The sequence below is a fragment of the Psychromonas sp. KJ10-5 genome (genome assembly GCF_055808325.1).
In genome coordinates this window covers 1043120-1061946 of the sequence record NZ_CM147864.1, presented here as the reverse complement: position 1 = coordinate 1061946, position 18827 = coordinate 1043120, and the positions used below count along the sequence as shown (strand labels likewise).

14 protein-coding genes are annotated in these 18827 nt (G+C 35.5%); 6 read left to right on the top strand and 8 right to left on the bottom strand.

The window, feature by feature from the left end; all coding sequences use genetic code 11:
* Positions 1-35: 35 nt before the first annotated feature.
* Both AC0L3W_RS04810 and AC0L3W_RS04805 read right to left on the bottom strand, forming a co-directional pair.
* Positions 36-545, bottom strand: a complete 510-nt coding sequence (locus AC0L3W_RS04810; protein ID WP_409439539.1) for a hypothetical protein — start codon at positions 543-545, stop codon at positions 36-38.
* Positions 546-759: 214 nt separating this feature from the next.
* Positions 760-1629 (bottom strand): MYG1 family protein, encoded by an 870-nt coding sequence (locus tag AC0L3W_RS04805; protein ID WP_409439540.1) that lies wholly within the window; start codon positions 1627-1629, stop codon positions 760-762.
* 268 nt (positions 1630-1897) lie between these two features.
* Between AC0L3W_RS04805 and AC0L3W_RS04800 the strand changes: the two genes are divergently transcribed.
* Positions 1898-2482, top strand: a complete 585-nt coding sequence (locus AC0L3W_RS04800; protein ID WP_290038266.1) for a hypothetical protein — start codon at positions 1898-1900, stop codon at positions 2480-2482.
* A gap of 360 nt (positions 2483-2842) precedes the next feature.
* Positions 2843-4615 carry an EAL domain-containing protein gene (locus AC0L3W_RS04795; RefSeq protein WP_409439541.1) on the top strand — a complete coding sequence of 591 codons (1773 nt, stop codon included), beginning with the start codon at positions 2843-2845 and terminating at the stop codon, positions 4613-4615.
* Positions 4616-4695: 80 nt separating this feature from the next.
* Here AC0L3W_RS04795 and AC0L3W_RS04790 read toward each other — a convergent pair whose 3' ends face one another.
* Positions 4696-5892 carry a multidrug effflux MFS transporter gene (locus tag AC0L3W_RS04790; RefSeq protein ID WP_409439542.1) on the bottom strand — a complete coding sequence of 399 codons (1197 nt, stop codon included), beginning with the start codon at positions 5890-5892 and terminating at the stop codon, positions 4696-4698.
* A 94-nt stretch (positions 5893-5986) separates the two neighbouring features.
* Between AC0L3W_RS04790 and AC0L3W_RS04785 the strand changes: the two genes are divergently transcribed.
* The 3 genes from AC0L3W_RS04785 (at position 5987) to AC0L3W_RS04775 (ending at position 8289) form a co-directional block, all read left to right on the top strand.
* The gene (locus AC0L3W_RS04785) at positions 5987-6487 is read left to right on the top strand and encodes a MarR family winged helix-turn-helix transcriptional regulator (protein ID WP_409439543.1); all 501 of its coding nucleotides are present in this window, start codon (positions 5987-5989) and stop codon (positions 6485-6487) included.
* A 33-nt stretch (positions 6488-6520) separates the two neighbouring features.
* Positions 6521-7252, top strand: a complete 732-nt coding sequence (locus tag AC0L3W_RS04780) for a DUF1499 domain-containing protein (protein WP_409439544.1) — start codon at positions 6521-6523, stop codon at positions 7250-7252.
* Positions 7253-7491: 239 nt separating this feature from the next.
* Complete coding sequence (locus AC0L3W_RS04775) at positions 7492-8289, top strand: LEA/WHy family protein (protein ID WP_290038272.1); 798 nt, start codon at positions 7492-7494, stop codon at positions 8287-8289.
* A gap of 108 nt (positions 8290-8397) precedes the next feature.
* Here the strand turns inward: AC0L3W_RS04775 and AC0L3W_RS04770 are convergent, their stop codons facing one another.
* The 4 genes from AC0L3W_RS04770 to AC0L3W_RS04755 all read right to left on the bottom strand — a co-directional run bounded on the left by AC0L3W_RS04770 (position 8398) and on the right by AC0L3W_RS04755 (position 17069).
* A complete protein-coding gene (locus AC0L3W_RS04770) occupies positions 8398-10773 on the bottom strand; it encodes a bifunctional diguanylate cyclase/phosphodiesterase (RefSeq protein ID WP_409439545.1) in 2376 nt (791 codons plus the stop codon).
* 535 nt (positions 10774-11308) lie between these two features.
* Positions 11309-12796 (bottom strand): MATE family efflux transporter, encoded by a 1488-nt coding sequence (locus AC0L3W_RS04765; protein WP_409439546.1) that lies wholly within the window; start codon positions 12794-12796, stop codon positions 11309-11311.
* A gap of 238 nt (positions 12797-13034) precedes the next feature.
* Positions 13035-14606 carry a polysaccharide lyase family 7 protein gene (locus AC0L3W_RS04760; RefSeq protein ID WP_409439547.1) on the bottom strand — a complete coding sequence of 524 codons (1572 nt, stop codon included), beginning with the start codon at positions 14604-14606 and terminating at the stop codon, positions 13035-13037.
* A 792-nt stretch (positions 14607-15398) separates the two neighbouring features.
* Positions 15399-17069 carry a methyl-accepting chemotaxis protein gene (locus AC0L3W_RS04755; RefSeq protein WP_409439548.1) on the bottom strand — a complete coding sequence of 557 codons (1671 nt, stop codon included), beginning with the start codon at positions 17067-17069 and terminating at the stop codon, positions 15399-15401.
* 570 nt (positions 17070-17639) lie between these two features.
* Between AC0L3W_RS04755 and AC0L3W_RS04750 the strand changes: the two genes are divergently transcribed.
* Positions 17640-18134: an aminotransferase class I/II-fold pyridoxal phosphate-dependent enzyme gene (locus AC0L3W_RS04750; RefSeq protein ID WP_409439549.1), complete on the top strand. Its 495-nt coding sequence runs from the start codon at positions 17640-17642 to the stop codon at positions 18132-18134.
* Here AC0L3W_RS04750 and AC0L3W_RS04745 read toward each other — a convergent pair.
* A complete protein-coding gene (locus AC0L3W_RS04745; RefSeq protein ID WP_409439550.1) occupies positions 18023-18679 on the bottom strand; it encodes a DUF4347 domain-containing protein in 657 nt (218 codons plus the stop codon). The genes AC0L3W_RS04750 and AC0L3W_RS04745 overlap by 112 nt on opposite strands.
* Positions 18680-18827 lie beyond the last annotated feature (148 nt).

Sequence of the window (18827 nt, the reverse complement as noted above, 5' to 3'; positions counted from 1 at the left end):
TACTTAAATGTTTAATAAGCCACTTGTATATTCTATTACTTTTCTACTTTTTTAAACTGGTCATCTTGACCTTCATTATTACCACCTACTGTACTTTTTTCTGTTAATCGTAAAAATACACCTAATGAAATAAGCAAGAATGCAGTGCTGATGATGATCGCGACGGGATAATATAAATTACCCGCTAAATCCAATTGACTATATTTAATCACCATAATTAACCCTTCTAAGGATAATGCTACACATACAGTACCAATAAAACGCGGTAATGTTCCTCTAAGCGTTTTAATGGCATCTTTATGATGATGATCATCTGGCTCTGAATACTCTTTATTAATAATCAATGCTAATTCAAACACAGCGAGTGCTATCACCCCAATATTAATACTTTTTAATAACACTTCAGTAAAATCAGATTGATTAATAAAGCCATCGACAACATGTTGGAATAATGAAAAGGTAATTGCAGCAGCTAACGCTAAAAAGATGATGGTCAATGCTTTTGAGAATATATTTCTCATAAATAAAGTAATTGATTCGTTCATTGTGCCCTCTTAAATAGTCAAAAAATTCATATCAATACCGAATAAAATTGGGTGTTAATATCAATATTTTGACGAGCACAGTAGCAATTAGTTCAATATGCAATGATGAGAGAAACATAACAGCCAATACACTAGCGTATTGGCTTTGGTTATTCTGGAAAGGTAGCGCTTTTTTTTACATTAAAGATGACCGAGCATCTTAAATAATAAGGAATTAAGCTTTTAATGCCATTTCAGCCATTTTCATGGTGCTTTCAAAAGATTCAGAGCCCGCAATAAATAAACCGTTATGACAGAACATAGCGTCTGCAAGTCCAGTTTCTTCTTGTAATGCTTTATCTGATAAACCCGCCCAGTTTGCAGGTAATGATTTTCTATCTTCGAAAGATCCTGGCTCAACCGGCACGGTTTGAATACGCCATTGTCCCGTTGAAGAAGGATAAACCATGTATAGCGCTTCCTGTGACATTGCATGTACAGTTCGCTTCCAAGGAATATACTTTTCTAACACAATAACTCTCGGATCAGGTGCATGTTGAATCGCTTTAGCAACAATCGCTTTTGCATTTAAGCCACCACTCGCTGAAGCAACGAATCGTGCCAACACTTTCTCAGCAAAAGCAACAGCTTGATCGAAGCATTCATCAAAATGCGCATCTTCTTGCCATGTTGGGTTAAACATAGAGATCGTTTGGCTAAGGCTAATACCCTGTGCAACCCCCTCTACATGCCCACAATCAATAGCATCTATGGTTGAGACTAACCCTGCATCGATAGACGTAGCAACATCTTCATCACCCGCACAAATTTGTACTCCATATTTTTGCCAAATTAAGCCAAATGAAGAGTAAGGTATACCATTTTCACGTGCCCCCGCACCACCTCGTTGGTGATGATCAAAGCGCCCTGTTTCTGAGTCATAAATACCCCCTACATCGATAACTAAGTCCGCTTGACGGATCACCTCTAGGTCTCTGGTTCTCACCAATTTAAATGAAGGAAAGATAGATTTTAGAGCTGCAATGCTGAAAACATCATCTGCATGAAAGTTACCGTTATGTGTCGCGATTGTAATTTGTGTCATATTTTTCGATTCATTTTATTTGAGATAAGAAATAGTTTGCGTGTTTTTACACTACCATCATATAAAAACCACTTCACCGGTGAATTCTATACTATGACAGCTCACAAACATAGGACAGCTAATACACACCAGCTTGGCATATCACTCACAATTTGTGTAAAACTGTTAGTTGATGCAACTATTTCAAATAAGTTAAGCTCATTTGTACTACAAATAAAGGCTAAATTTAGTTAATATAACTGATACTAAAAATATCAAGGAGTTACAAATGAGTATGTTGGATGAGGTAATGAAAGTATTAACCTATTACCACGGTGAAAATAACTTCAATATGAACCCACTTGTACCTAAAGATGTGGAGCATTATGCCCGGGCTGTATTAGATATACCCGATGATGAATATATTCTTGCTGCGATGCGAACGTCATTTACTCAATTTCATCGAGGCATAGTGATCGGAAGAGATGCTATTTATTGGCGCAATGATCATAAAGTTATAACCAGTGTTAATAAATTAACATGGAATGAATTAAGTCAGCAAAAAGAACAATTTCGTGCCCGTCGACGCACTGTAGAGTTAGGTAATGGAGCTATTTTCGATAATATTGGTTCCCTCAATAAAACCAGTATTATCATTAACTTGTTAGATTTATTAATCGATCGATATCAATCTCAAAACAGTCCGGCTGAAGGATTTATCTTTGATGAAAAAGAGATGGTAGAATTAGTAAGATCTATTCCAAATAATAAAGAAGAACTTAAAAAACAGTGTGCTGAAAGTGCCGCTGATGCAGAAACTGTGAGTTTTCTATCAATTTTAGGATCCATCTTTAAAAAAATTATCGGGCGCTAACATCCCCCTCTTTGTCCCTCTCCGCTAGTGTTTACTTCTCGTGTTTATGGTTTATCTATAAACACTTGATTTTTAATAGATATCACAGTCATAAAAGTGACATATTTTATTTGTAGCCTAGGCACATGGATGCACTTTAATTTCTATTTTTTACGTAATACCCGTCAAGCTGCTTAACTTAACGACTTTGTTCTTTTAAAAACTGAGTAAATATGTAAATTACGACACTTGAATAGTTGTTATTTATTTTAATATTTACCCTATCTATTTAGGACAGTTGGCATAACGACATAAAGTAAATTTATTGCCCTTTATTAAAGTGATTATTATGAATAATGTTTAACTAATGACAGTGAAATTATGCCCAATTTAAAGACGTTAACGATTCAATCAATTATTCACGATAGAAACTTATCTATCGTATTCCAACCTATCATTGAGAATGGCCAACAAGCTATTTTTGGTTACGAAGCGCTAACACGAGGTCCCGTAGGTACAGATTTCCATTCACCGATTGCTTTATTTGAAGCAGCCAAACAACAAGGTTGTTTGGTTGCATTAGAATTGTTATGCCGTGAGTTATCGATATCAGCCTTTAAACAAAGTAAATTACCCGGGAAACTGTTTCTTAATGCCAGCCCTGAAACCTTATTTGAGCCAAATTTTAAATCAGGTGAAACTCTAAAACTATTACAAAATAGTGGTTTATCACCCTCTCAGGTGGTCATAGAGTTAACCGAGCACAGCCCTTTAGAGAATTACGAGCTAGTTAGAGATGCACTTAAGCATTATAAAGAGATGGGCTTTGAAATTGCCATGGACGATTTAGGCTCTGGCTACTCTGGTTTAAGAATGTGGTATGAACTGCGTCCAGATTTTGTAAAAATAGACCGCCATTTTATATGCGACATTGATACCGATAAGGTCAAGCAGCAATTCGTTCGTTCCATTAAAAACATTGCAGAAGAACTTAATTGTAAAGTGATAGCCGAAGGAATTGAAACAGCTGATGAATTTCAATTTATTGAAAAAATTGGTACCCCTTTTTGCCAAGGTTATTATTTTAGCCGTCCTGAAGAGTCGCCCATTGTTAAATTATCATCACACTTTTTTCAGGATAGGAATTTAATCAATGCAACTAGTAACAGAATTTTATCTAGCGCGACGATTGGTGATCTTTTATTACCCTTTCAGGCGATAGACATTTCATCCAATGTACAAACCTGTACCGACCTATTTAATCAATACCCAGATTTAGATTGCATTCCTATTGTTAAAGATAACCAACCTGTGGGTGTAGTACGGAGAAGTGGATTAACCAATCTATTATTTTCTAAATATGGGCACGATCTATCGAATAAGTTTGAATTATCCAGGTTAATTGATCAAGACGTATTGCTCTTAGAGGAGGACTTAGCCATAGAGCAAGCTAGTTTAATGATTAGTGAAAAAATCAATAATAAGAAGGTGTTAGAGTTTATCATTGTTAAACAAGGTCAATATAAAGGCATTGGCTTGATCATTGACTTGTTAAAAGAGATAACAAGCTTACAAATTAATAACGCACGTTATGCGAACCCACTTACTTTGTTACCCGGTAATGTCCCTATTAGTAAAAAGCTCGATTATATTCTATCAACATCAACCCCTTTCACTGTGTGTTATATAGATTTAGATAATTTTAAACCCTATAACGATTATTATGGTTATGAAAAAGGTGATCAAATTATTTTGGGTTTGGCAGATATTCTTAGAGCAAAAGTGAATGGAACTGATGATTTCATTGGCCATATTGGTGGAGATGACTTTATTCTTATCTCATCATCTATCGATTGGAAGCAACAGTGCGAACGTATTTTAAATAAATTTTCAGATTGGGTAGGTTATCGGTACCGACCAGAAGATCTAGTTAATGGCGGTATTTCAGGTGAAGATAGAATGGGTGAAAAACAGTTCTATCCCTTATTAAGCATATCAATTGGTTGTGTTTGTCTTCCTCCTCCTTATTGTAAGAGTCACCATGATGTTGCCGTATTAACCACACACGCTAAATCCATGGCTAAAAAAATCAAAGGTAACTCGATTTACATTTACAATGAAAGTAAACATCAAATAGAAAAACTTAACGCTTAACCTAGTAAATAAAAAAGGTTGGCAGAGTATAATCCCTGCCACCTCAATATTATGCTTATTAATAGGTCAGTTTATCCGACTTATATTTCAGATTTTTTTGCATCAACGTCTATTGATGATAATGGTTGTTTAATCGCTCCACCTAAATACGCAATCACTGTTGCTACCGTCATAACGCAAACAATAGGCCACAATGAGTCATAACTTAAAAGCGCAGCTAATGCACTAATAGCAGCACCTAACATATACTGAGTAGCACCTAATGTTGCAGCTGCAACCCCTGCACTTTTTCCGAAATAATTCATAAAACATGCACTGGAGTTTGGAATAACTCCTCCCATTGTTGCTGTAATAGCCACAAAACCTAATACTGTTAACCATAAAGATTCAGGGAAGAAAGCTGTGGCCACAATCAAAATAACCGCACCAGTTAATTGCACTATTAAAAATGACTTCAATAATTGATTCGGCTCGTACTTATGTAAAAGATAAGTATTAACACGATTAACAATTGAAACCCCTGCTACATTAAGTATAAGCAACCCAGAGAAAAAGGTTTCACTCACACCAAAATGTGCAATATAAGCAAATGGAGCGTTAGTCAAAAATGTCATTAACACTGAAAAAGAAAAGCCCTGCGCCAATAAGAACCCTAACGCTCTCTTTTCTTTGAATACACTTAAATAACCACCACTTTTGTTCGCTTGTTTAACTTTTATTTCAGTAGGCATTACTAATAATGTTGCTACCGCCACAATCGCACCAACAATAGCTAATGAAGTGAATATCCATCCCCAGTTCGATAACTTTAATATAAGCGTACCAACAGATGGCGCAATTGAGGGGGCTAGCATGGTGATTAACATGATTAATGAAAATAGACGTGCAGCATCTTTACCATGTGCATTATCTCGAATAATTGCAGGTACGCCTACCACGGCAATACCGCCACCCAAGGCTTGTATCATTCTCACTGTCCATAACATTTCTAAAGAATGTGCATACGGAATAGCGAAACTACCTAAAGTAAATATAATGAGACCAACAACAATAATAGATTTACGGCCGAATTTATCGGATAACGGTCCTCCTACCAATTGTCCAATAGCCAAACCCAAAATATAAAGACTAACGGTAACAGCAACCATGGAAATATCCGTATTAAGATCTTTTGCCATGATTGGAATTGCTGATAAATAGCCGTCAGTGGCGAATGGTGTTAATGCAGAGATGCCTGCAAGTAACAATAATAGTGATGTAGATATGTGTTTGCTCATAAAACCCTCGTTATTTAGCTTTCTAGAAAGATAATAATTGCAATTTAGCTTTCTAGCAAGGTATATTTACATTATATTAATTGAAGGAAGTAATATGAGTAAACAAAGCTCCATTGCTAATGTACTAGCGAAAACAAAAGCAAACTGGCCAGAATCAAATAACCAAATATCACCTGAAATATTGCGTATTCATCGTGTTAGTGCTTATTGCCAACAGAATTTATCATTGGTACTTGAACCTTATGGGTTACAAGTTGCTGAATTTTCGGTATTAGAAACCTTAAGAAAAGAAAAGCCTCCCTATTGCCTTACTCCAACTGAATTATCCAGTGCTATGTTATTTAGCTCTGGTGGCTTAACCAAAGTACTTAATAGAATGCATACTGCTGGATTAATTCAACGGATGGATAACCCTAATGATAAACGCGGGAAATTAGTTCAGCTAAGTGAATCAGGCCAATCATTGATCGGTGAAGTCATTGTAAAATTACATAATACTGAGAAACAAAAATTTAATGTATTAAACACAGAGGAAAAGGCACAATTGAATCACTTATTAAATAGAATACTGCAAGTGTGGGAAGAAGATGCTTAACTTAATAATTACCTAATTAAAAATGAGGTCATCATGTCAAAAATTAATACCCTTTGCTTAACCCTATCAATTGTTTGTATAAGTATTGCAGTGATAATGGTATTCGGCGCTTCACTTAATTTATGGGAACCTATCGTCGGGTTTTCTGCAAGTCGACAATATAACGATACCCTTGGCTATACCGCATTAACAGTGGCAGTAATAACTTTTATAATTAACGGCTATAACAAGCAAAAAATATTCAATGTAAAAGCAATCACCGCATTCATTCTTGGGATCGGGATATTAACACCAAGTATCATTAGCTTGGTGCGCGAGCCAGTTCGCTATCCTCCTATTCACGATATTTCAACAGATACAACTAACCCACCTAAATTTGTTTTCTTAGGTGATGATAGACCTGGGGCGAAAAACACGTTGCAATATGGTGGACAACAAATAGCAGAACAACAAGAGCAAGCTTACCCGAATGTTAAACCGCTTCTGACAAGCCTTTCTACAAAAAATGCCTACCAGAAATCTCTTCTTTTGGCAGACAAAATAGGCTGGGAAATAGTCTATGAAGATCCGGAAAAGGGTTTTCTTGAAGCGACAGCTTACACTGCCTTTTTCCATTTCGCTGACGATGTGATCATACGAATCAGTGAACAAGAAAATGGTAGTAAAATAGATATTCGAAGTGTCTCACGTATTGGTCGCAGCGATCGTGGTGTTAACGCTCAACGAATAAGCACTTTTATAGGTGATTTTAAAACAATAAAATAAATCTTATAGCCGATCTATTTAAGCATAAATCAGCAAATAATGATTAGAATTGTTATCAACATTAAGACGGAGATTGCTGGCTATAATCTAGTAATCCCCGTTTTAATCCCCCAAGCATGATCTATTCACCTCTAGTTTATTGACCTAAAATTTAAACTCTAAATATTATCGCTTTAGTATGAGATAGATATCAATCTGATATAATCCTTTAAATCTAAAATAACTTACAGGATCAATCCATGTTTAAAAAACTCACCTTTGTCGCAGCAGTTAGCGTATTAACAGCCTGTACCACTCTACAAGAAAGTATTAAAGACTATGTGCAGCAACCCGAAGTTAATTACAAATCAATTTCAGTGGGTGAAGTTTCAATGGATCGCATCGAGTTAAACCCAACCTTTAATATTGCCAATAATAACGCTTTCTCACTGCCAATTAATAATGTGAGCTACGAGTTATCTTTAAACGACAGTAAAATGTTAGAGGGTGAAACAGATTCTATTGGTACACTCGCAGCCAATAGTAATAAAGATGTGGCATTATCATTAGCACTAACTCAAGAAACTCTGACCTCTTTACAACAGCTTTTATTTAAAGAAAACAAACTAGATTATCAAGTAAAAGGAAGTGTGAGCGCACTTGGCTTATCTATCCCATTTGAAAAATCAGCAACCTTATATGTACCGACGGTTTCTATCGCTGATTTAGAGGTGGTGAATGCAAGCTTTAGTCAGTTAGATATTATTCTTAGTTTAGAAGTTGATAACCAAAATGAGTTTAGTTTACCGCTAGATGATGTTAATTACTCAGTTTCTTCGAAAGGTAGCGAACTATTCACTGGTGCAGTAAACAATCAAAAAATCAGTGAAGGAAGCAATAGCATTCAACTGCCGTTAAGCATTAAACCAAGTGATATGTTCAGTAATGTTTTTTCACTATTAACCAGCCCTGAATTACCTTTACACTTTGAAATTACTTCTCCATTATTCACAAAGTCGTATGATCAAACGATTAATTTAACTTCATTTTTTAAATAAAAAATTAAAAAATAGGTAATAAACATAAAACTAACCACGCTGCTTTATTGAAAGGAGCGTGGTTTTTATTCTTATATAAGGTGTTTTCGAGCAACTGAATTTAAGAGATCAGATTTGGTAATCTGTCTTTTCGAAAGAAGGAGGATTAAGTAACCAAGGCGTTAACTCTGAAGCAGGTTTTGGCCTACTAATAAAATAACCTTGTACATAATTACAAGCATAATCAGATAACCAAGATAAAGAATATTCGTCTTCTATCCCTTCCGCGACCACTTTTAAGCCCATGTTATGCGCTAAATCTATAGTAGATCGCACAATAATTTGATCATCAACATCTTTTTCAAGTCGTTGAATAAAGGATTTATCTATTTTAAGCTCATGTACAGGTAATTGTTTCAGCTGTGCTAGCGATGAATAACCAGTACCATAATCATCAATCGAGATTTTTAAACCATAGTCTTTGAATTTACTTAACAGTTGTATCGCTGCGGCCGTGTCCCCTACGACAGAACTTTCAGTCACTTCTAATGTAACTTGACTATGACTGATATTTTGCTCATGCATGGTATAACAAACAAAATCATAGAAATCAGGTTCTTTTAAGTTCTCAGCTGAAATATTAATAGCCATGTTGATCTCTAACCCTAGCTCATTCCACTTTTTGCATTGTATTAAAGCCGCAGTAAAAACCCACCGAGTTAGTGCTTCTATCTGACCAGTTTTTTCTGCAATGGAGATGAAGTTATCTGGTGGGATCATTCCTAAGGTAGGATGCTTCCAACGTACTAAAGCTTCAACGTGTTTAACTTTCCTAGACGTCATACACAGTTTAGGTTGAAAATATAACTCAAATTGGTTCGCTGGAATAGCTTTCACTAAGTCATTGATTAAACTTAACCTTTCTACTGTATTTACATCTAATTCAGGCTGATACATTTGTACTAAGCTACCTGTGTTACGAGTGTGGTGTAAAGCAGTATCCGCCATTTGCACAAGTTTAGTAACATCAGTGGTATGTTCAGGGTATAAGGCGATACCCATTCGTACTTGCAGCTGCAAACTAATACCTTGGAAACTAAATATCTCTTCTAGTTCTTTATTGACTTGAGCGCTTACCTCGCTGACTTCCATGGTATCGACAATTAAAATGAATTCATCTGCCCCTAGGTGCACTAAAAACTGAACATGTTGCTGTTCTGAGATCTTTTGTAATCGACTCGCAAGTGCTTGAATAACTAAATCCCCTACGTCATAACCTAATGTCGCATTCACATCTTTCAGCCGACTTAAATTCAAATGCAACATCATAAAGTGATCGTCTTTTAAACCGACTAAAAACTCATTAAGGCGATGCCTATTTGGTAAATCAGTGAGCAGATCATGGTTAGCTAAACGCGTTATTGCTTCTTCTCGTTGTAACAAAGCAACCTGCATATGATTGAATTCATTAGCTAACTGGCCTATTTCATTTTTTTCTTTAAAGGTAATATTTTGTTGAAAGTGTCCACTTGCAATGACCTTTGCATGCTTAACAAGCCGGTTGATTGGTCGACTTATTGAAGCAGCAATAAAATAGGCACTGGTTAAAGAAGCAATAAGCGTTAAGATAGCCAACATCAACAGTGGCCACCACTGCTCTTCAATCATAGAAATAATATTTTCTTTTAGGCTATACATGTAAACAACAAGTTCACGGTCTTCGAAACGTGTCAATACCGCTGAAGTCCCAATAAAATCATCAGGTAGGCGTTGTTCATCAATTGCACTTGTCAAGTTTAGCTTTTTTTGTAGGCTAAAATTTTGGATATGTTGTTCAGAAGAAGCTGTTAAGAATGATTGCTGGCCTTCTTTTAATACAAACTCGGTTTGTAAACCTGTGACGGACTTAAATTCATTAGCTAAGCGTTGGTTTATTTCAAAGCCAAATACAAGCCAGCCAATTTTTTTTCCTCTATAAACGACGGGGGAAATACTCGCTTGGTAATACAAACCATCAATAGCATAGATATGTGATGTTTGCGTCGATTCAAACCAGTTCGGATAACGAAATTGCTCGCCAACCTCTACCCCACGGTTAATCTTATTATAAAAATTACTATCTTCGATTGAGTTATCAATATTGCTAACTAACTCTCGTTGTAATTGCCCTGTAATTAAACCATCAGAAGTAATAGACATCGCTAAATCTGTATCAATCTCTTGTCTTTGATTATTTAAAGCAATTAATAAATGATGGATACTTCCATCTACAAACACTTTTATAATATTATTTTCTTTTGCTGTGATAGCTGTAAATGCAGATAAATATTCAATACGGCGTTTAAATAATTCTGTAAAGATGGTTTTAGCGGAAGTGAGTCGACTATTTACTTCAGTTGCTTCTTGGCTTTTATTCGTGGTGTAAAGTGCATAAAAAGTAATCCCTTGTACTATCAGCAGTATCGAAACAAATAATAAAAATATTTTATATTTGAGGCTCTTCATTTCATAATTTCCATTTTTTAGAGCATTTCTTTATGGTTAAGTCATCTTTGTGACTTTTAATCCATGTTCTTCATGGCTTAGCGCTAACTTAGCGTTATGCATATGCATGATTAATTGGATTGTTTGTATTGTTAAATAACTAAATAACATCAATGTTTGTTCGCTTATCTAACATGCAAAAAGTAATAAATATGCAAAAAAGCTTACTCAATAATTTTCAGCGAATAAATACCAATTAATATAAGATAGTAATACGAATTAGTTATTAAATTCAGTCTATACTAAATGAATAACAATCAATAGAGGCCAAAAGTCAAATTTAGCTATGCCAAATAAACTAATTAACTAAACATTATAAAGTACTGATATTAATTATTTTTTAGTCTTTTTTTTAAGCATATAGGTTGATTAATTTAGAAAAATTGAGAATAAAATATCAATTGGTGGCTGCTCCCGATTAATATCGAAATAATAATCGTTATAAACAATCACCAATAATGAGGTTTAATATGAATTGAATAGAAATTAATTTAGTTCATTTACTTTTAAGCTGACTGTTATCAAGGCTATTAGCCGATTCATTATCAACATCATCCTGTTCGGAGTATATATAACCTCGATTAGAACTAAATGGAGGTAAAGGTAAACTTGGCGTTAAATTGACCTCACCTTGATCTTGGTGCATTAATTCTACAGCGTCATGTTTACCGAGGCGATTGAGAATATATTGTGACCAATACCAAGCAATAATACCAAACAAAATAGCGCCTACAGCTTGCCCAGCAACAACCCCAAATGCACCAAACCACATACCGCCAAAATACACAAATGGTATGGTTCCGATTGTAGCTTTACCTATATTCATAATGGTAGAGGTACTTGGATACCCTAAGTTATTAAAAGTACCATTTGCTATAAAAATAACACCATTAAAAATAAAAGTGACAGATAGCCAAGTACAATAGAATGCAACCATGTCAGCAGCTTCACTATGCGCACTAAACAATAAAATAACTTGATTTTGCAAACAGTAAATAATTAACGATACAACAAGTACATAACCCACAGTAAATTGTAAGGCTCTTTTACTGGTTAAGCGAACTCTATCATACAATAAAGCACCGAAGTTTTGGCCAATGATAGGCCCTACAGCTCCAGACATAGCAAAGATCATACTGAAAGAAACAGGCATTAATCGAGCAACAATAGCCCAACCAGCAACATAAGCATCGCCAAAAGAAGCAATCATTAAAGTGACATAAGCATTACCTAATGGGGTTGCAATATTAGTACTAATAGCAGGTATCGCAACCTTAAGGATATCTCGTTGATCCGCCAACCATGACTTGTAATCAAAACGTCCCATTAATTGATGGATGCGAGTCACTCCATATAAAGCCAACCAGGCTACTGCAAAGCGAGAAATAACTGATGCCAATGCTGCACCGTGTAATCCCATATCAAAAACAAAGATAAAAATAGGATCTAAAATGGCATTAACTGCCCCACCAGCTAATGTAGAGTACATCGCTAATTTCGCATCACCAACAGAGCGTAATGAAGCACCTGCACTCATCGCTATACACAAGATAGGTAACGAAGGTAACAGAATTCTTAGATATTCCACTGCAAGATCGTGTGTTTCATCGCGCGCACCAATGAGTGTCACTAATTCGGGCGTAAAATACCAAATAATGGCGGCGATAATAGAACTGATAATGAAGCCTGACACCAGTATATTAATGACATATTGACGAGCTTTATCTCGATCCTGTTGACCAATAGACCTTGACACCAACGCCGTCATTGCTATTGATAAACCAATGCTGATGGAGGTAGTAAAAAATGCGATAGTCCCGGCATAACCAACCGCTGCAGCGAGCTCAGTTTGTCCTAATAAACTAATAAAAAATAAATCTGCTAAGTCAACTAAAAACAATGCAGTTAAACCAATAGCATTGGTGGAAGACATTACAATAATATGGTTAAAAATATTACCGCTAACAAACTTTCCTTTGCTCATAAATTGATTCCATCGTTAATTTGTACTGAGGCTAAAAAGCATGCTGCTTTGATAAAGACATAGGAACTATATGACAAAAAGTCTAATCTAATATTACAAAACAGAATAAAACCGAAGATAAACAAATAGATTTGTTTATTAATCATTTCATTATAGATGAGTTGAAAACAACTAACGAGTGGCAGAAACTAAAAAGCCAGCAAAAGCTGGCTTTAATGACGTTTAAATAATGTTTATATTATTTATGGTATTGATCGTGTGATGTTTTGATTTTGTAGAAAGTTGCTTGTACATAATCCTCGGCATCACCAGTGTTATTTTGGTTATACGCACCCACTTTAAAGTACATGTAACGACCGCCTTGGTCATAACCACTCTTACTCATATCAACCACTTGCACAGCATCATCTTTACCGTCACGTTTTAATGTAACCGTCATTGTGTTCCCTTCAACTTTGATTTGGTATGAGAATACTTCACCAAGTGCAATACCATCTTCAACTTCACCACTTAAATCACCTACTAAACTAAAGTAGTTGTCTGAACCTTCCAGTGTGTTTTCATGTGCAAAGTAAACTGAACCTGTGTCTCTGTTTGGTAATTTACGGTAGTAAAGACGAATCGGCTCATCATCTTGATCATGAATTTGACCAATAATGAAACGACCTACTTGGCCTAATTCACCCGTTGTTGTAGTGTGGTCAACTTTCATTGTTACATCCATTACACCATCTACACCACCAGCAGCTTTCAAATCAGCTTCAGGAGCACTACCGAATACCCAGTTATTTTTGTTAACGCCTTTCGTTGGAATTGATTTATCACCACGACGTAACATTTCACGCATTTCTGTACGTGTATATTTAGTATTTTTAGAAGTACGTGTACCTTTGATGAAGGTTTTAATAACTAGACCACCGTCGTCACCAGTATAGAAAAGCTCTGGTTGCTCATAGCCTTGATTTAAATACCATTCGTTAACATCATCAGGCTTACCATTTTTATCATGGTCAAAAGGTTGTGATAGGTACCAAGTTGTTAAGTCAAAGTTTTCACCTGGCTTATTACCTGCTTTTGGTACTGCAGGAATTACTGGCGATTTAAGTGGCACATCCCACCATGTTTTCTTAGTACAATCAGAGACTGCTGAATCACATTTCAATGGAACGTAAGTACCGAAGTCACCTTTACGTAATGCAGCCATTCTTGCTTTTTCTTCAGCTTGTTTAGCTTTAGCAGCTTTGTTAGCTGCTTCATTAGCGGCAATAACATCACTAGTTACAAACTCATTAGCAAGACAAGTATTAATAGCACAATTCACTGCGTAAAATTCAGTTAAACTGTTCCACATATTTTTAGTGTTACCATGTCCAACATATTTAATATAACGCGCTTTTACCGCAGTAAATGGAAAGCGTTCTATCGACGTGATCTTGCCAGATGACTTTTCACCTTCAAGTACAGTTGTCCAAGTATTTCCGTCTTCACTCACTAAGATATCAAATGTACTAGCGCGCTCATTGCCTTTAGAAAAAGCGATACGTACTGCATCAAATTCAGCAACTTGACCATAATCTAACACTGCATAAGAGTTATCACCACTTGCAGACCAACGCGTTGACGTATCACCATCAATTAGACGATCAGGGCCATTACCATCATGCGTACTTGATGTTGCTTCAACCACTACTAGCGGTGCTGAAGTACCTGCTAAGTTAATTGGACCAACAGGCTCATCTGTTGTTGCACAACCAGATAAAGCGATAGCAACTGAAGTGCTTAGTAATAAATTTAATTTTCCGTGTTTCATTGGAACCCTTATTTATAATATTTAATAATATGACAAATGCAAAATAGTCTGCGTGTAAAAAGTAACTATTTATTCACGCTTACCCTGTGCATACAGTTCTTTTTTTGTTGCTAATAAGCCTACCTCAAGTTTTAAATAGACGTATTCAAGATTGTTAGAAAGTCTTAACTAGATCTCAGTTTCAGCATAAAATCGCTAAGAAGTTAGATCTGTAAACAGATTAATAAAAAAAACATAAGCCCTATATACACTGGCACAAACGTCTTAATTTTCTTTTATTAACTTAAGATAGGAAAATTTGGTGAGTTTTAAACAGGTAGAAAGAAGTACATGAAATGGTTATTTTCACTAAAATAATAAAAGAAATTATACTCGAATATTTTAAAAAAACGATGCTATAAAATTTTATTTCAAAAGCTATTTAAAACTAAATATACAGAGCACTAAAGACTAACTTTTTTAAATAAACCTCGACATATTGTATTATTAAATTGCAAAGGTTATACAATTGTAGCGTCAATTAATTGATCTGTTTTACTAACAGATCAATTAATTTAGATTATTTAGACCAGAGAAGGCCAACTTCCTTATTCAGGAATTTAAGTAGTTAGTTATGGAGAGCCACTACTCTTCTCTAGTCGCAGTATAATTATTGTCATCAACGATATAATTAAAGTCCAAAATTAAACAATAAAAAAGGCTACGACAAATTCTTTGTACGTAGCCTTAATGTCTTTAAATAACCATTGATATAAACAATCGGCATATTGCTTATATCGTTTTTATTATCTGCTAAACAGTAAACTTATTAGTCATCTCAGCGATTAATTTAGATTGTAGTTCTAAACTTGCAAACTGTGACCTTGCTTCTGTCGAGCTATTACCAATATCTTCAGCCAATGAAGCAATGCCGTTAATTCGTTCCGCTATCTCAGAGGACACTGTTGATTGTTCACTAGCTGCTGTTGCTACTTGTACATTCATCTCTGATAATTGTTGAATACCTTGATTACTGCTGTGAATAAACTCTCTTATTTTTGCCATGGCATCGGTCACAACTTGTCTTTGTTCATCTGAACGCGCCATATCTTGTACTGTTTTCTCTGCACTATCTTGTAACTTATCTAGAATCCCTTTGATTTCAACTGTACTATCCTGGCTTCGTTTAGCAAGATTCCTCACTTCATCAGCAACTACCGCAAACCCTCTCCCCTGTTCACCTGCTCGTGCAGCTTCAATAGCTGCATTTAATGCTAACAAGTTAGTTTGTTCTGAAATACCTTGAATAACGCTTAATACAGAATGGATCAATGTCACGTTATCACCCAACTCGTTGATTGAACCTTCTACTCCTTTCATTAAACTATTTAAATCTTCAAGCTGCTCATTGGACACTTCTACTTGTTGTAGTACACCTCTTATTTCTGTTTCCACAGCAGTAGCTGAAGCACGTGTTTGTTCTGCTGTATTTGCTATTTCATTTGATGTTGAAGACATTTGGTCAATAGCTGCAGCCACTTGTACCGTTTCTTCTTTCTGTTGATTTGATAATGCCTCTAAACGAGCTTGCTGCTGACTTGACTGACTAGCAATATTGTTAAGCTCTTCACTGGTGCCTTTTAAATTCTTAATATCTAATCCCATCGCAGCCAAAAATTTATTGAAATCTGCTGCTATTTTATCGAGTAGAGATATATAACTAGCTGGTAAGGTAGCCGTTAAGTCTCCTTCTCCTGCGGCTAATCCATTCACTGATACACTTAAGTTATTAAGTGGCAAGTATAATTTATTAATAGCAATAAAGACGGCAACAGCCACTATTATAAAAGCGATCAAGAACAGAAAAATTGCATCATTGATTGCCTCTGTAGCAACTTCAACAATCGCTGCATCGACTTCTTTTTGTGCTTTCTCTACATCGTCGATGTAAAAGCCCGTTGAAATGACTATGTTCCATTTTGGTACTAATAAAGAGTATGAATATTTTGGAGAAGGTTCCGTTGCACCAGGCTTAACAAAGTAATAAGTGCTATAACCCGTTCCATCTTTTGCAGCGCTAATAACATTCTGAGTAATATAATTACCTTTTTTATCTTGGTTATTATAAAAGTTTTTACCAATACCCTTACCAGAACCACTTTGTAAACGAACACCTTTTAAGTCATAAGTAAAAATATATCCCGTACCATTGTCATAACGTAGCTTATCGATAACAGATAACGCTTCTTTTAAACCGCTATCACCGGGTAATTGAATGTAATCCTGTATCATAGAATAAGCTGAGTCCACGACAGTTTTTAAACGTTTTTTCTCTATTGCTAAAGTGTTGTTTAAGGTCATCTCTGACACTTTATCTTCAATGACAGTCGTACTACGAATTTCACTGTACAAACCAAGACCGGCCATTATCACAAAGGGAATAAAGACCAGTAGGTATATTTGCACTTTAAGCGAACGTAACATATTTTAAACTCCATCTTATTTTATAAAATTAAATTATTGGTTATCCGTACCCATTTTCTGGTAATCATCGATCTGGATTATTAGTTGCTTAGTACATCCTTCATTCCATTTGAATTGCTTATGCACTCAATAAATATATTACTAAAGTAATACAAAAGATACTTAATAGGACAGTTTGTGACTATTGTGTGGGCTAGATTGCACCGATTAAATAGAGAGCAATTGAACATTTCTATACGTCTTCTATTTAATTCCAAAGATTGATCTAAAGACTATATCGACCAAATTACGATTTACCTGAATAATAATTAAATATTTTTTCATGCCCCCTTGTGGTTCATATAAATAGAAGCTAACCACTAATATTTAGTTAGTTATAAGCATTATCAATACATTTAACCTCGCACCAAAATGTACCTATCACCTCTTTTTTGCACCTTTATTGTGAAGCTAAATAAACGCACTCTTTTAGCAAAAAAACACTATTGAACGATCGTATATTTAAGGGTAATCTAAAAATGCTAAATGAATAAAAACGATAAAAAAGAGTGCATTTATAAGGAGAAGGATTTGAATTATTCACCGTTTGTAGACCGTATAAAAAGCCAAGGTGGCGATGTTTGGAATATCCATTTTGAAGCCTTAAATGCGCAACGAAAAGGTGAAGATACAATCATATTGAGTGTCGGTGATCCTGATTTTAATACACCAGATGTTATTTGTGATAGTGCAATTAGAGCGATCAAAGAAGGCGATACTCATTATACCGATACCTGCGGTCATATGGCTTTACGTGAGAAAATAGCAGAGGTACATAATCAAACAGCTAAACATGCTGTTGGTGTAGAAAATGTGGTTGTACTGCCGGGCACACAAAATGGCTTGTACTGTGCTGCAACTTGTTTATTAACCGCGGGTGATGAAGTACTCGTTATCGACCCTTCTTATGTCACCTATGAGGCAACACTCAAATCAACTGGTGCAACCATAGTGCCAGTACCCACATCAACAGAAGCCGCTACATCCAGTCCTGTTAATAAAGCGAATTCTTGTACAAATTCTTGACCTGTTTCAGTTTCAGTTTCAGTTTCAGCAACATTACAACCAAACAATAATAAGTCTGCCCCCTCTTCCGTGGCATCCTGCCAGGTTGCAATCAAATCATTGTAGTCTGCTAAGGTATCAGAGTTTAGGTTGGTACTACCAAGAAGTAATTCGCCATCATCACCGTGGCTGATTATTTGAATTGAGCTTAAAGAGTCATATTGAGAAAGGGTTTCTGTAATTTGATCGATGCCATTTTCATTAGCATCTAAAATAATGACTAGCGTATTTTCATCTGCATCTACAGTATAACCACTATCAGTAACTCGGCTATCAATAAACACAATCTGGTCTATGTTGTCAGCAGATGAATTAAGGGATACTAGGCTCGCAGAAAGTGATTCAATCTCAGCTAATTTTGCCTCTGACTTTTCTTCGTTATCAACTTGTTTTTTTGCTGCAACATCTGCTGAGTCTGATTGGCTATCATTGACTTCACTAGCCGTTACTAAGGCAGCAGCGTCCAGTAAAATCCTAGGTTCTAGCTCGTAATACCCCTTGCTCATGTAAATCTCCTTTTAACAACATAGTCCATTAAATATCACCTTAGTAGTATATAGTAAAAAAACAAAAAGATATCAAGTGGACATTACGAAATAAATAATGATTTCATATAAATAGCATTCAAATGGGAAATAAATCACTTGACGTAAA

What these genes read in the sequence shown, in the direction of transcription:
- AC0L3W_RS04810 (WP_409439539.1), bottom strand. Translation starts at nt 545, where the DNA reads ATGAACGAATCAATTACTTTATTTATGAGAAATATATTCTCAAAAGCA.
- AC0L3W_RS04805 (WP_409439540.1), bottom strand. Translation starts at nt 1,629, where the DNA reads ATGACACAAATTACAATCGCGACACATAACGGTAACTTTCATGCAGAT.
- AC0L3W_RS04800 (WP_290038266.1), top strand. Translation starts at nt 1,898, where the DNA reads ATGAGTATGTTGGATGAGGTAATGAAAGTATTAACCTATTACCACGGT.
- AC0L3W_RS04795 (WP_409439541.1), top strand. Translation starts at nt 2,843, where the DNA reads ATGCCCAATTTAAAGACGTTAACGATTCAATCAATTATTCACGATAGA.
- AC0L3W_RS04790 (WP_409439542.1), bottom strand. Translation starts at nt 5,892, where the DNA reads ATGAGCAAACACATATCTACATCACTATTATTGTTACTTGCAGGCATC.
- AC0L3W_RS04785 (WP_409439543.1), top strand. Translation starts at nt 5,987, where the DNA reads ATGAGTAAACAAAGCTCCATTGCTAATGTACTAGCGAAAACAAAAGCA.
- AC0L3W_RS04780 (WP_409439544.1), top strand. Translation starts at nt 6,521, where the DNA reads ATGTCAAAAATTAATACCCTTTGCTTAACCCTATCAATTGTTTGTATA.
- AC0L3W_RS04775 (WP_290038272.1), top strand. Translation starts at nt 7,492, where the DNA reads ATGTTTAAAAAACTCACCTTTGTCGCAGCAGTTAGCGTATTAACAGCC.
- AC0L3W_RS04770 (WP_409439545.1), bottom strand. Translation starts at nt 10,773, where the DNA reads ATGAAGAGCCTCAAATATAAAATATTTTTATTATTTGTTTCGATACTG.
- AC0L3W_RS04765 (WP_409439546.1), bottom strand. Translation starts at nt 12,796, where the DNA reads ATGAGCAAAGGAAAGTTTGTTAGCGGTAATATTTTTAACCATATTATT.
- AC0L3W_RS04760 (WP_409439547.1), bottom strand. Translation starts at nt 14,606, where the DNA reads ATGAAACACGGAAAATTAAATTTATTACTAAGCACTTCAGTTGCTATC.
- AC0L3W_RS04755 (WP_409439548.1), bottom strand. Translation starts at nt 17,069, where the DNA reads ATGTTACGTTCGCTTAAAGTGCAAATATACCTACTGGTCTTTATTCCC.
- AC0L3W_RS04745 (WP_409439550.1), bottom strand. Translation starts at nt 18,679, where the DNA reads ATGAGCAAGGGGTATTACGAGCTAGAACCTAGGATTTTACTGGACGCT.